We start from the raw sequence: 13,063 nt of genomic DNA on the forward strand, positions 1-13,063 counted from the left end.
TTTGACTTTCCGGCTACACCTTCAAGAACTTACGAATCGACACGGTACTGCCCCAGACGCCGATCAGAACGCCCAGCAGGATAATGAGTCCGCCAAGCGGGTAACCGAACTGCTGCAGCGGAACCAGGTGGAAATTAAGCGTAACATCAAAGCCGATCGCGTTCTCAAGCGTCTGGTATCCTGAATACAGCAGGGCCACGGTGACCACAGAGCCGATCAGGCCGATCAAGGCTCCTTCCACGAAGAAAGGACCTCTGATAAACGAATTTGTCGCTCCAACCAGCTTCATGATGCCGATCTCCCGGCGCCGTGCCAGGATCGTTACACGAATCGTATTGGAAATCAGGAACATCGCCATGATTCCCAATCCGGCTACAAAGGCGAATCCGATATTGCGGATCAAACGCGTCACCTTAAACAGCTTCTCGACCGTTCCTTGGCCGTACCTCACTTTATAAATCGGCTGCTGGTCGGCGCTGTACTGCTTGTTCAACTCTTGAATCTTGCCTGCTACAAAAGAGACGGTAGACGGCTCGATAACCTCCACTTTGAACGTATCGGGGATCGGGTTCGTATCCTCCGTGTACCCTTCGAGCAGGTCGTTGCCGTCTGCGCCCAGCTTCTCTCGAAGATCTTGTAAGCCTTGGGCCTTATCAACAAAGGTCACCTTGCTGACCTCAGGCATGCCTTCGATCGCAGTTTGCAGCTGCTGCCGTGTGGTGCCGTCGACTCCCGTATTGAGGAAAGCGCTGATCTGCACCTGGCTGTCGGCTTCGTCGGCAAACGAATTGACATTGATCACCAGCAGGACAAACACCCCGAGTATAAATAACGAAACGATAATGGACGTAATGGAGGCCACGGACATCCAGCCGTTGCGGAATATGTTCTTCATCCCCTCCCGCAAATGCCGCAAGAAGGTTCTAAAAGTCATATCCGTATTCTCCTCTCGCCTGGTCGCGTACGATGTTGCCATGCTCAATGGCGATAACCCGTTTGCGCATGGTGTTAACGATATCTTTGTTGTGGGTGGCCATTACAATGGTTGTTCCCCGGAAATTGATCTCATCCAGGAGCTGCATAATCTCCCAGGACGTCTCGGGATCGAGGTTGCCGGTAGGCTCGTCCGCAATGATGACGGTCGGATTGTTAACGATCGCGCGGGCGATCGCCACGCGCTGCTGCTCGCCGCCCGAGAGCTGAGCCGGCAGGCGGTTTGCTTTATTCTTCAGGCCGACCAGATCCAGCACCTCCATCACCCGTTTGCGGATGATCTTCTTAGGCGCTTCGATCACCTCAAGCGCAAAGGCCACGTTCTCGTAAGCCGTCAGCTTGGGCAGAAGCCGGAAATCCTGAAAAATGACGCCGATATTGCGGCGGACGTAAGGGATTTTGCGCGGTTTCAGCTTGCCGATGTTAAACCCGCTTACTGAAATTTGGCCTTTGGTGGGTACTTCTTCTCTATAGATAAGCTTCATGAATGTCGATTTCCCCGCACCGGAGGGACCAACAATATAAACGAATTCATTCCGGTCGATCTTGACGGATATGCCCTGCAGAGCATGGGCTCCATTCGGATAAGTCTTCCAGACATCCTGCATTTCAATCACTGCATCACTTCCTAAATCTTGTTGATATAAAGATAAAACGTAAAATGGCAACAACGTTTACACTTCGACATGATCTCGTCAATTCCTTTAAAACATGAGCAAATTCATCAGCTTGTTTTTTATTGTAACAAATTTGTTACCTTTTGAGTACCAAAATTTTTCCTGCTTTTCTTTCATTCCTTCGCATACATATAGAGAGACAAGGGTACAAACTGTTTCAGAAGAGAGGGACAGCCCGTTTATGAGAAACAAAAAGCTGCTCATTTATACCTCATCCTCCCTCCTGCTGCTTGCAGCCGCTTTGTGGGGAGCCCTGATCCTGTATGGCGGACAAACTACGGTCCCGCGCGGCGTTGTGATCGGCGGTTTGCCCATAGGCGGCATGGAGACCCGCCAGGTTTCGGACCTGCTGGCCAAAGAGTCAGAGGCGCTGCTTCAGCAGCCTATTGTGCTGGTCAGCCAGAAACCGGCTCTTTCTATTAAAGCGACCTGGGGACGGAGCGGCATCACCATCCAATCGAAGGAGCTGCTTCAGGCGCTTGCCCGGCTGCAGGAGGGCAACTGGTGGGAGAAGGCCAAATACCGTTATGATTTCAAAAAGAATTGGAGCACCGAGGTCCTTTTCAATGACTCTGTACTGAAGAAAACGCTGAATGAAGATTGGGAAATACGGCAATTCGGCGCGATGAAAAATGCGGAGCGGGTCATTAGACCCGGGGACCAGATCGGTTACATCCCGGAGGTACAAGCTTTGCGGATTCAATGGGATGAATTAGGGAAGACGCTGCTGAGTCAAACGCCCCGCGTTTTTAGAGCCAATCCGGGAAACCATCCAGTGAAGGTCGAACTCCCGCTTGAAATGGCGTCTCCGCCGGTGACGGTCACCAGCCTGAAAGCTCAGGGGGTAGACCGGCGCGTCTCTCTATTTACCACTAGGCTGACCGGCTCCTCCGGCCGGCTCCACAACGTGGATGCTGCTGCCAAGGTCATTGACGGCATGCTGCTCGCCCCGGGCGAAGTTTTCGACTACGCTGAAGTCATCCGGAAGGCAGAAAGCCAATACGGCTTCTGCGAAGCGCCTGTCATTATCCAGGGCCGTCTGGCTCCGGGGGTGGGCGGCGGTATTTGCCAGGTGTCCGGCACCCTGTACGGGGCCGCGATCCGTGCCGGATTAGAAATCGTAGAACGGCGCAACCATTCCAAACCTGTCGGCTATTTGCCTATAGGACAGGACGCAACCTTTTCCACCGGGTATATCAATTTCAAATTTAAAAACAACACCTCCGGCTACCTGCTGATCAGCGCCAAATCGGGGAACGGAGCCATGACCGTCAAGCTGTTCGGCAACCTGCCCAGCAATGTCTACTACACCATCCGTTCACAGACCGTGAAGGTGCTCAGCCCCAGCGTCCGTTATATCAGCAATCCCGCCCTGCCCGCCGGTCTCCGTCAGACACTCAAACAGGGAACACCCGGTTACATTGTGGAGACTTACCGGATCAAGTGGACGGATGGCCAGCCAGGCAAGGAAGAGCTGCTGTCACGGGACACCTACCCTTCGCAGCCTTCGCTGGTAGCCGTGCATACGGCCGCCACTGATCCGGGGGCAGGGACTGGGCAAACCCAACCTCCGTCTGGACCGAAAATCATTGAAGATGGAGTTCATCCATAGAAAGGCAGAGGGCCAGAGACAGACAAGGGGCCAGGGACAGACAGAAGCAGGGAAACCCGGCCCTCTTTCTTTTTTGATGGCTTTGGCTTCACTTTCCGCTTGATTTCCATTTAAATCACATTATAATGATCGTATATATCGGATTTAAATATCGGGACGTTGTTACCGAATTTCGGGGTTATAGAATCTCGGGATTTCGGGATTTCAGGTTATAGCAACATTTATAAAGAGATTATCAGATAGGAGCAGATGCATCATGAGCGGTACATCCCCATCATCGAACAACCTGACGAAAGCCCTGCTGCCAACTCCTCAGGAGCCGCAGCATTTTCAGGACAGCCCTTTGTCCAAAGCATTTGCCCAGCCGCTGATGCTGGGTCTTTTTCTACCCTTGCAGACTGGCGGATGGTCACAATCCACCCTTCCGCGGGGAACGGATTGGTCCTTTGAATACAACACGCAGCTGACGCAGCAGGCGGAAAACCTCGGCTTCGACATCGCCTTCGGCTTGTCCCAGTGGCTCCCTAAAGGCGGGTTCGGCGGAGAGACCCATTACCGGGAGAACTTCCTGGACCCTTTCATTTCTGCGGTTGCGCTTGCATCGGTAACGAAACGAATTCTGCTCATGGGTACAATTCATGTTCTCTACGGGCCTTGGCATCCGATGCATCTGGCCAAATTTCTGGCGACGGCCGATCATATCTCGAATGGCAGATTCGGCGCGAATATTGTAACGGGTTATGCGGAGAATGAACCGTCCATGTTCGGGATGACCCGGGCCGAGCACGACCGTCGTTACGCTCAATCGGCCGAGTTCACGCAAATTTGCAACGCTTTATGGGCAGGTGAAGACAACCTGACTTACAACGGGGGCTTCTATTCCCTGGAAAATGCCTACGTCTCGCCGCGTCCCCGCTACGGCCGCCCCGTGCTGGCCACGGCTTCGGGATCGCCGGCCGGGTTTGATTACGCGTCCCGTTATTCCGACATCGTGTTCGTCTCCAGCCCCGCCGGAGAGAAGCTTGCGGATGCATTGCCGAAGCTGCCCGCCCACGTGGCGAAGGTCAAGGACGCGGCGGCGGCCCGCGGCCGCCAGGTACGCGTCATCATAAACCCGACGATTATCGTGCGTCCGACTCGTGAAGAAGCTTTTGCTTATTACCAGTCGATTATGGATCACGCCGATCTGGGAGCGATTCGTAATTTTACGGATCGTCACTCAGCCGGAGACAGCCAGTCCTGGCTCGAACATTCCGCCAGAGGCCGCGCCGTCGGCGGACATCTGCATATCATCGGTTCGCCGGAGGAGGTCGCGGAGCAGCTTCAGCAGCTCCACGCTGCAGGCATCGACGGCATCCAGATCACCTTTTACGATTACGAGCCTGAGCTGGCTTATTTCGGCGAAGCCGTCATTCCTTTACTCGAACAGGCCGGACTGCGGCTGCCTGTGTCACCGATGGTGTAACCGACTATTTTAATGAGATAGATGCCATAACGAGTGTGCATGGAATCTAACAGACATCCTAAATAGATATCTTAAAACAGACGTCTAAAAATGAAGGCCTTAGTCTTGAATGCCAAGACTGAGGTCTTTTTATTTTTCATATGGAGTTTGAATGACCCGGATAGGAAGGAGCTGCTCGCTTTACGTTATCTTATTTGGTAAAATTTTGATAATTAAACAAGCTTTATCACTCTACAAAACACTGGGTGATCTGCCCATTCGATAAATGGAGGTACAGGATGATAAAACCGATGATCTCTGCACGGCAGACAGCGGCAGGAATGATTCTGCTTACAGGCCTGCTTACAGCGTGCAGCCATCCATTAGACACAAGAACAGCTGCCGTTCAGGCAAGCTTGTCTGAATCCAATCAGCCAGATGCCGGGCAAAACCCGCAAAAGCAAACAGAGCCGATTTCGCGGCCCGCCTCTGCTTTAAGTTCTTCCGTTTTAAGTCCTTCCCCTTCAAGTTCGTCCGCTTCGACTTTCGATTCGCCTCCGGATTCGGCGAGCGCTGCATCCACAGCTTCTTTTAAGGAAGGGATCTTCGTCGACGTTCAGGCTTTGGATAACCCTTTGGTCAACCAGGATATAAAGGGGCTGCTGAATAAACTGATGAAGGCCGTGGTCGATAGAGACAAGGAAGCTTTTGCTAAGCTGTTCCCTGACAGTCAAACTGCGACATATTTTGATTATCAGTTTGAGGGTTCCCCCAAATTCCGATTCGAACAAGCGGGTGACGGTGTGATTGAACAAGATGCCGAAGGAAGAGTCAGTATCCCGGTGGAGGGCAAGGTCATTCGTGAAGGGCAAATTTATGATTTCTTCTGGCTGGTTTATTTTAACAGGATCGATCCGGACGGGTGGAAGCTGATCGCCCTCGATTGAGGATACAGATCAGGTACGCCTTGATTTCTGATGCTCCTGCTGTTATCGATGTCCCGCTCAAGCTGATCGCTCGCCCGGCTCATGATCCCAAGGAAGGGCTGCCCCAGCCCCCTTATCTGCCCTGCCTATAAGAGGAAAGCGGAAGGTAAAGACCGCTCCCCCTTCCTGACGATTAGCAGCTTCGATAAATCCGCCGCAGCGTTCGACAATCGCCCGTGAAATGGCAAGCCCCAGCCCGTTCTCCCCATTCTTCCCCTTAACGAATCTGTGAAATAAATGCGGAAGCAGCTCCTCTGGAATCCCTTGCCCATCATCAGTAATGGAAACAACCAGGCTGTCTTCCCCGCGCTCCACATCGATGGCAATCCGGTCGTTCGCATAACGGGCGGCATTGAGGGTCACGTTCAGAAAAGCTTGAAGCAGTTTATCCCGGTCAGCCCATACCCTAAGCTGCTCGGCCTCCCTTTTACTGTATGTCACCTTCAGCTTCAAGCCTTTCGAAACCAGAAGCGGATTGACGCGTTCAACGGTCTCGTCCAGCAGTTCCTTTACAGTGAGCGGAGCAGGGTGAAAAATATCCTCTTCGCTATCCAGCTTTGCAAGCAGCGTCATCTCAGAAACGATGCGGGTCAAGCGGCCGCTTTCACTGAGAATGATGTCGAGCCCCCTGCGCATATCCTCCCCTTCAAACACGCCGTCGCGAATGCCTTCCGTATACCCTGAAATGGACATCAGAGGAGTCTTCAGCTCATGGGAGGCATTCTGAAAAAAATGCTTCTGCACGCGGATATACCGATCCAATTCGCCGGCCAGCTCATAGACCACTTGTGCCACGGCACCGATTTCGCCCCCGGCTTTTACTTTACGCACGTCCGCAAACCGGCGTTCTTTCACCTTCTTCAGCTCTTCACGCAGCTTCATCAGAGGCTGGATCAGCCTGCGGGTAATCAGCAAGCTGAGCAGCAGAACAAGCCCCACGCCCACACCAAGCACAATGAGCAGCCGGCTGAACAACGTTCTCTCAAGAGCATTTATTTTGCTCACCGGGGTAACCAGCGTCAATGTCCCCTGAGGGATTGCACTTACATCTACAAGATAGCTGCTGTCTTTACCCGTTTGCAGCGCCTGCAGCTTCTCGCTGCTGATCGTCAGCGGCTCTGTTTGATAGACCGGACCAGGCAGGGTCTCCCCAGCTTGGCCGGATTGGCCGTGTGGGTTGATTTGGCCGGACTGGCTGGGTTGGCTGGGTTGGTTCGATTGGTTCGATTGGTTGGATTGGTTGGAGTGACTGGATTGGGTAAGCGGAACAGGAGCTGGGAGTGTCCCCGACACAACATTACCAGCAGCATCGGTAATGATGGCCTGAACCCCGGCTGCCAGCGGCACAGCAGTTCCCTGCAGAGCCGACTCGGGAAGAAAAGAGCCGGAAGGGGTCCCAGGCTTCGTAACAGGAGTCAGACTCGCCTGGTTCTGAAGTGTCCCGGCAACACTGGCGCTTAGCGTTCTCATGTCCTGCTTCTGCGCGTCGATCAAGTGATCCAGCAATACAAAATGAATAATAACCGCCGTTGCTCCCAGCACAACGACAAGCAGCAGACCAAATGCCAGGTTAATCTGATGAACCAGCTTCAACGTTTGTCCCCTTCCTCCGCACGCAAGCGGTAGCCATGTCCCCATACTGCCTCAATGGGCAGATGTTCGATTTTTTTGCGCAGCCGTTTAATAAGATGATCGACAGCCCGGTCGCTGCCGAAATAATCATCGCCCCAGACAAGCACAAGCAGCTCTTCCCGGGTGAAAGCCCGGTTCGGATGCTGGGCGAACACCTGCAGCAACGCGAACTCCTTCAAAGTCAAATCCGCCTCCTTCTTGTCCCAAAAAGCACGGCGCTCTTCGGGAAACAGCTGCAGCGGACCGATCTGAAGAATGACTGGGGAAGAAGCAAGATGCGAACCCGAAGCAGGTTCGGCCTGGCGCTGTTTATAGGAGCGCTGCAGCTGTCTTTTTACCCGGGCCACCAGTTCTCTGGGACTGAACGGTTTGACGAGATAATCGTCGCTGCCTAATTCAAGCCCCATAATCTTGTCCACTTCACGGTCCTTGGCCGAGATAATAATGATAGGCACATCCGCTTGTTCGCGGATACGCCGGCACAGCTCATACCCGTCCATCTCAGGCAGCATGATGTCCAGCACCCACAAATGAGGTGGGTCTGTACGCCAAAGCTCCCACGCTTCCTCGGCGGAGGACAGCCCGATCGTCCGGAAACTTTCTTTGATTAAATAAGCTTCGACAAGGTTGCGTATATGCTGATCGTCGTCAACGACGGCGATGAAATAGTCGTCCATAGAATTTGACTCTCCTCTCTACAGCTTCATTATATCAACAGCGTTCCAAATCTGCGGTTTGTGCCATTGTTTTTCCACAATTTCACCAATCTCCCGCCATAGCTGGGCTGTATCTTTAAACGTGCAAGGCCAATCCCGCTATAAGGAGCGTTCAAACATGAACAACAAGCAGAAATTCGTATTCAGAAAAATCGCTTTATCCGCCTTGATAGTGTCTGCCCTCGGCAGTGCCGCCGCACTTGCCAACGCAGCCACGCCGACTGCTGACGTAAAGCCGGTTAAGGCCGTTACCGCGCCCGGACCCTTATCGGTGAAGCTGCAGGATCCTCTGGTTGTCGCTAAACAATATGCACCGGAAACCGCTGCTGCCTGGGAAAAGCTCTTGAATGAATACAACACGCTGATTACCGATAACACGGCAAGCCTGGTCGAACGACCGTTCGCGACCCCAAGCGCTGCTTCCCAACCCGAAGCTGCACCTGCAGCGCCAGCCGCAGTGCCAGTGGCAGATCAAAACCTGACCCTCGTTCCCGTTCAAGGAGACTTCGACTTCAGCAGCATCGAGGTACAGGCCGGCACTGCGACTCCTGTTGAAGGCGTTAAAATTGACGCCTCGAAGCTTTCGGGCGTAACCCAACCCGCACCAGTGGCGGCACCAGCGGCAGCGGCAGATCAAACTCCTGTGCCTGTACCTGCGCCTACACCCGCACCAGCGCCTGCCCAAGGCGTAGCCGTCCTTAACGCTGGGGCTGTCGGATTAGAAAAAGCCGCGCCGGCAGAAGACTCCCTGCTGCAAAGACAAATCGACTTGGCGCAAGCTGTGGCATCTAAAGATGCTAATTCGATCAAAACAGCCTTGTCCAAGCTGTTTTCCACGTATGAAACTCAAATCAAACACATGCATGAATCGAAATAATCGGTTTAACCAAGTTAACCAGGTTAACCTGATTCGCTAGAATGACCAGAATAACTAGGGAACTTACAGGAGATGTCAAAAGGTTGGGTTTATCCATCCGACAATAATAAAAGGGCCTCATCCTCCACGATTTCGTGGGGATGAGGCCCTTTGGGGCTAGGCAAGAGTAGGAGTAAACTTAGGAGCAGATTTAGTAGTAGTTTTAGCATTAAGTTTAGGATTTAGCTCAACATGCTCTTAAGGCACTTTGCACTCTGCCTTAATGCATCGCCGAATATTCGCCCTGCTCCTGTTCCGGCTCCAGCTTGTCACGGCCCATGAAGAAGGCCGTAACCAGCGCCAGCGCCGCCGGGACGACCGCCCAGGCGAAGGTGTGAACAATCGAGGAGGACAAAGCGCTTGTGATGCTCTCCAGCAGCTGATGCGGAATCTGGCTGCGTGTCTCCGGCGACAGCAGGGTGTGCGGATCGCTCAGATCCAATCCCGGCGGCAAACCGCCGCCGGCCGCTGCGTTCCCTGCGGCCCCGGCGCTGCCCGCCGCGTCAGCCGAGGAACCGGCTAACGCCTCCATTTTTCGGCTGAACAAATGGCTCTGAATAATTCCGAACACCGTGATGCCAAGCGTCATCCCAAGGGAACGCAGGAAATTGAGCGTCGAGCTCGCCGTCCCCCGATCTCTGGGCGAAACGGAGAACATCGCCGCGTTGCTGAGCACCGAGAAAGAGGCGCCGATGCCAAGTCCCACCAGAATCATGAAGGCACGAACCGTCCACAAGCCGGTATCCTCGCCGAGTGTTGTCAGCAGGGCCAGCCCGACAACGAGCAAAGCCAAGGTCGGCAGCATAATTGTCCGGTATTTCAGCTTGTTCATCAGGAAACCGCCGGTGGAAGCTGTCAACACGGAGCCCACCATCATCGGCAGCAGGACAAGCCCGGAGTTGGTCGCCTTGCCGCCCAGCACGCCCTGAATGAAGATCGGAATGTACAAGGACGCGGTCACAAACGCCGCACCGCTGAAGATAGCGATGACGTTGCTGGACCAGTAGATTTGTTTGCGGAACATCCGGAACGAAATGATCGGCTCCTTGGCTCTGAGCTCAGCCAGCAGAAACGCGGCGGTCAGCACCACGAACCCGCCCAGCAGGAGCATGATCTGCCAGGAATCCCAGGCAAACGTTTTGCCGCCGAGTTCAAGGCCGAACATCAGGCAGACGACTCCGCCGATCAGAGTAACGGCCCCTGTCCAGTCGATCTGCTGACGCTGATGCTGACGCGATTCTTTATAGAAGAAAGCGATAAACACAAATGCGATCAATCCAAGCGGCAAATTAATGTAGAAAACCCATTCCCAAGCCGCATATTCCGTCAGATAAGCGCCGAGCAGCGGTCCAAAAATACTCGAAAGCCCAAACACCGCACCGAACAAACCGCCCAGCTTGCCTCTTGACTCAGCCGGCACGGCGTCAAACATGATGGTGAACGCGATTGGCACCAGCGCGCCGCCCCCAATGCCCTGAATCGCCCGGTAAATGCTGAGCTGGACAATCGAAGTTGCCGTCCCGCACAAAGCCGAGCCCAGCATAAATACAATAATGCCAAATACAAAAAATCTCTTTCGGCCATACATGTCGGACAGCTTGCCGAAGATCGGCATGCCCGCCATTTCAGCCACCATGTAAGCCGAGGTTACCCAGACGAACTTATCCAGGCCGCCCAGCTTGCCGACGATATCGCCGATGGCCGTGGCCACAATGGTATTGTCCATCGAGGCCATCAAAATGCCGAGCAGCAGGCCCGCTAGGACAAGGCCCATGTTATTTTTTTTACTTGCTGACACCAGGTCACTCTCCGTTTCTTCTCTTTAATCATTTCTCAACTATTATAGCTGCGAAAATGCGAACATATAATCGGTCTCAGGACCGATCTCGAGCTGATCTTGGCTGATTCCTACACCCGGTTTTGCGAATGCACCTCTGCCCGGCTGTCGACCTCCAGCGAATCCCTGTACTCAACGCTGCCTATCCGGCAGCCCGGGCCGATTTCAACACGAATACCTCGTACGTGCTCCGCCTCCGTATTCTCCAAATAAATATGATCCCCTTCAATCAAAGCGGCCTGAAGCGAACCCATCCCCAGTTGCAGCAAATCACCGAACGGAATATTCGTTTTCGCTTTGACCGAAATGTGCGCGCCGCCGATCTCCCGGACCCGGCTAACGCCATGGAGTTTAATGTCGATCTCTTCCGCGCTGAGTACCCCTCCGGCGTTGATTTGACCGCGCAGCTTGAACTCTTCCGCCTCGCAGCTTCCGGGTACGGTAAGTTCTCCTGTGATTTTGACGGTTTCGGCGCGAATGCCTGGGGCCGCCTCTGCAGTCCCGTGTCCGAAGATGTCCGCTTCGGCGGAACCATGCTGCGGAGCGTCCTTCTTTTTCAGCTGGAGCGTCCCTGTCACTTTGATCTCCTCGGCGAGAAGTCCTCCATCCACCGTGGCTTCGCCCGTAATTTTGAACTGCTCGCATTCCATGCTTCCGAAAAAGTCCGCTTCGCCCACCACCTTAACCTTGCCGTATTGGCCGCCCGACGAACTGCCCTCACCAATGATATTTATATTGGATCTTTCCATCATTTAGCCCCTCCTTTCCGCTCTTTATACCTGCAGGCTTTGGCCGATGAGCGCATCGCCGTCCGTCTGCAGCGTTTCTTTGTATTCCACCCGTTTGATTTTGCAGCCCCGCCCGATATAGACCCGTGTTCCCCGTACCATTTCAGCTTCCGTATCCTCCAGAAAAATATCGTCGCCCTCGATAACCTCCGACTTCAAACGGGGCCCGCCCATGAGACTGAAATTTTTCCAAAAACCTCTTTCGATCCGCCGGACATCGATCCGCTCGCAGCCGATCTCTCTCACCGTCGACAAGGAATGAAGCCGAATATCCACCGTTTCCGCGTTCAGCAGACCATCCAGCTTGATATTGCCTTCCGTCTCAAAAGCTTCGCACTGTACATCACCCTTCACAGTGACCTCTCCGCCGATGTTGATTTTGTCGCCCTGCAGCCGGCCTTCGATTTTGCTTTTCCCGTTCACGTCCAGACCGGTGCAGCTGACTCCTCCCTTAAGGGTAAACATTCCGTCGATTCGGATCTCCGCCGCTTCAACCGGTCCGTCGATCGTTCCCATGCCGTTGACCGTAATTTCTTCGGACTTCACACTGCCTTTCATGCCAAGTGTTCCGTTGATTCTAAGGCTGATGCAGTCCAAATCCCCGTTCACTTTCGCCATGCCGTCAATCCGCACATCGCGGTATACGCCGCCAGCCGTTGTGCTTATGCCCGATATGTTCAAATCGTTGCGAATGGGCTGTGATTCCTGATTATTCATGGATTCTGCCTCCCGTATCTCCAATTAATAGCTTCAGTTCCTCGGTAAAATGCTCAAGCGGCTTCTTGATGACCATCTTGGCTTCGCTGTCTGCAAAATAATCTGTACCGCCTGCAATCAGAAGGAACACTGGAACGCCCATCTTGCGGATCAGGACAAGCTCGCAGGGTTTGCCTGCAAACCGGCTGTAATGCGAACCCATGACCTCCAGCAGCATTCGGCCTTCCTCCCGGGTGATTTCACCGCCGCGCAGGAGTTTATCCAGCACATAAAGTTGCAGCGTCTGATCCAGATTGTAAAAGGGCGGCTCGCCATGGACCTCTTGATACAACAGCAGCGAACCATCCGAAACAATGTTTCGTTCGACAAGCTGCGCCCGATCCAGCTGCACTTCACCAAGTGCCGGAGAAAAAACATCCGCCAGCTCATCCAGCGATAACCCGTCTTTCATATTCAAAATCTTGTCGATTCTCGGCAATATCTGCTGTCTCGGGAAATACGTCTCCTGACCGGTAAAAGAAGATTTACGGATAAACCATTCCTCTGGAATCAGGTTTTTCCGCTTCCAACGGTACAGTTGGCCGTAAGATATCCCCGTCAGATCCAGCAGCTCTTTCTTCGAAATCAAATCTTCACTCATGGGTCGTGCCTCCTTGCTAATCTGAAAGTATCGTAACATAACATTGTTACGTTGTAAAGAATAGGGCGAAACAAACCTTCACTGTTCTTTTCTGTAAAGGCATTT

12 protein-coding genes are annotated in these 13,063 nt (G+C 53.4%); 4 read left to right on the forward strand and 8 right to left on the reverse strand.

Annotation, left to right across the window (positions count from 1 at the left end; genetic code table 11):
* Positions 1-13: 13 nt before the first annotated feature.
* Both ftsX and ftsE read right to left on the reverse strand, forming a co-directional pair.
* Entirely contained in the window at positions 14-934 is a 921-nt protein-coding gene (ftsX, locus tag CBE73_RS11985) for a permease-like cell division protein FtsX (RefSeq protein WP_094094403.1), read from the reverse strand.
* Positions 924-1,610, reverse strand: a complete 687-nt coding sequence (ftsE, locus tag CBE73_RS11990; RefSeq protein WP_094094404.1) for a cell division ATP-binding protein FtsE — start codon at positions 1,608-1,610, stop codon at positions 924-926. The genes ftsX and ftsE overlap by 11 nt, the downstream gene beginning before the upstream one ends.
* 241 nt (positions 1,611-1,851) lie before the next feature.
* Between ftsE and CBE73_RS11995 the strand changes: the two genes are divergently transcribed.
* From CBE73_RS11995 to CBE73_RS12005, 3 genes are all read left to right on the forward strand, one after another.
* Complete coding sequence (locus CBE73_RS11995) at positions 1,852-3,282, forward strand: VanW family protein (protein ID WP_174704714.1); 1,431 nt, start codon at positions 1,852-1,854, stop codon at positions 3,280-3,282.
* Between the two features lie 256 nt (positions 3,283-3,538).
* Complete coding sequence (locus CBE73_RS12000; RefSeq protein ID WP_094094406.1) at positions 3,539-4,747, forward strand: LLM class flavin-dependent oxidoreductase; 1,209 nt, start codon at positions 3,539-3,541, stop codon at positions 4,745-4,747.
* Positions 4,748-5,025: 278 nt separating this feature from the next.
* Positions 5,026-5,673 carry a hypothetical protein gene (locus CBE73_RS12005; RefSeq protein WP_094094407.1) on the forward strand — a complete coding sequence of 216 codons (648 nt, stop codon included), beginning with the start codon at positions 5,026-5,028 and terminating at the stop codon, positions 5,671-5,673.
* Between the two features lie 57 nt (positions 5,674-5,730).
* On the opposite strand, the gene CBE73_RS12010 is transcribed toward CBE73_RS12005, so the two are convergent.
* Entirely contained in the window at positions 5,731-7,305 is a 1,575-nt protein-coding gene (locus CBE73_RS12010; protein ID WP_229752709.1) for a sensor histidine kinase, read from the reverse strand.
* Positions 7,302-8,021, reverse strand: coding sequence for a response regulator transcription factor (locus CBE73_RS12015; RefSeq protein ID WP_094094409.1), 720 nt, complete (start codon positions 8,019-8,021; stop codon positions 7,302-7,304). Before CBE73_RS12015 ends, CBE73_RS12010 begins: the two co-directional genes overlap by 4 nt.
* A gap of 157 nt (positions 8,022-8,178) precedes the next feature.
* On the opposite strand from CBE73_RS12015, the gene CBE73_RS12020 reads away from it, so the two are divergent.
* Positions 8,179-8,937 carry a hypothetical protein gene (locus tag CBE73_RS12020; RefSeq protein ID WP_094094410.1) on the forward strand — a complete coding sequence of 253 codons (759 nt, stop codon included), beginning with the start codon at positions 8,179-8,181 and terminating at the stop codon, positions 8,935-8,937.
* Positions 8,938-9,196: 259 nt separating this feature from the next.
* Here CBE73_RS12020 and CBE73_RS12025 read toward each other — a convergent pair whose 3' ends face one another.
* From CBE73_RS12025 to CBE73_RS12040, 4 genes are all read right to left on the reverse strand, one after another.
* Entirely contained in the window at positions 9,197-10,750 is a 1,554-nt protein-coding gene (locus CBE73_RS12025) for an MDR family MFS transporter (protein WP_094096276.1), read from the reverse strand.
* Positions 10,751-10,884: 134 nt separating this feature from the next.
* Positions 10,885-11,565 (reverse strand): hypothetical protein, encoded by a 681-nt coding sequence (locus CBE73_RS12030; RefSeq protein WP_094094411.1) that lies wholly within the window; start codon positions 11,563-11,565, stop codon positions 10,885-10,887.
* Between the two features lie 21 nt (positions 11,566-11,586).
* Entirely contained in the window at positions 11,587-12,318 is a 732-nt protein-coding gene (locus tag CBE73_RS12035; protein ID WP_094094412.1) for a bactofilin family protein, read from the reverse strand.
* Positions 12,311-12,958 (reverse strand): YhbD family protein, encoded by a 648-nt coding sequence (locus CBE73_RS12040; protein ID WP_094094413.1) that lies wholly within the window; start codon positions 12,956-12,958, stop codon positions 12,311-12,313. Before CBE73_RS12040 ends, CBE73_RS12035 begins: the two co-directional genes overlap by 8 nt.
* Positions 12,959-13,063: the final 105 nt, after the last annotated feature.

This window comes from Paenibacillus physcomitrellae (assembly GCF_002240225.1).
In the GTDB taxonomy this organism is placed as follows: domain Bacteria; phylum Bacillota; class Bacilli; order Paenibacillales; family Paenibacillaceae; genus Fontibacillus; species Fontibacillus physcomitrellae.

Coding starts and splice junctions, on each gene's coding strand:
- CBE73_RS12040 (WP_094094413.1), bottom strand. CDS start 12,958: ATGAGTGAAGATTTGATTTCGAAGAAAGAGCTGCTGGATCTGACGGGG.
- CBE73_RS12015 (WP_094094409.1), bottom strand. CDS start 8,021: ATGGACGACTATTTCATCGCCGTCGTTGACGACGATCAGCATATACGC.
- ftsX (WP_094094403.1), bottom strand. CDS start 934: ATGACTTTTAGAACCTTCTTGCGGCATTTGCGGGAGGGGATGAAGAAC.
- CBE73_RS12030 (WP_094094411.1), bottom strand. CDS start 11,565: ATGATGGAAAGATCCAATATAAATATCATTGGTGAGGGCAGTTCGTCG.
- CBE73_RS11995 (WP_174704714.1), top strand. CDS start 1,852: ATGAGAAACAAAAAGCTGCTCATTTATACCTCATCCTCCCTCCTGCTG.
- CBE73_RS12035 (WP_094094412.1), bottom strand. CDS start 12,318: ATGAATAATCAGGAATCACAGCCCATTCGCAACGATTTGAACATATCG.
- CBE73_RS12005 (WP_094094407.1), top strand. CDS start 5,026: ATGATAAAACCGATGATCTCTGCACGGCAGACAGCGGCAGGAATGATT.
- CBE73_RS12020 (WP_094094410.1), top strand. CDS start 8,179: ATGAACAACAAGCAGAAATTCGTATTCAGAAAAATCGCTTTATCCGCC.
- CBE73_RS12000 (WP_094094406.1), top strand. CDS start 3,539: ATGAGCGGTACATCCCCATCATCGAACAACCTGACGAAAGCCCTGCTG.
- CBE73_RS12025 (WP_094096276.1), bottom strand. CDS start 10,750: ATGGGCCTTGTCCTAGCGGGCCTGCTGCTCGGCATTTTGATGGCCTCG.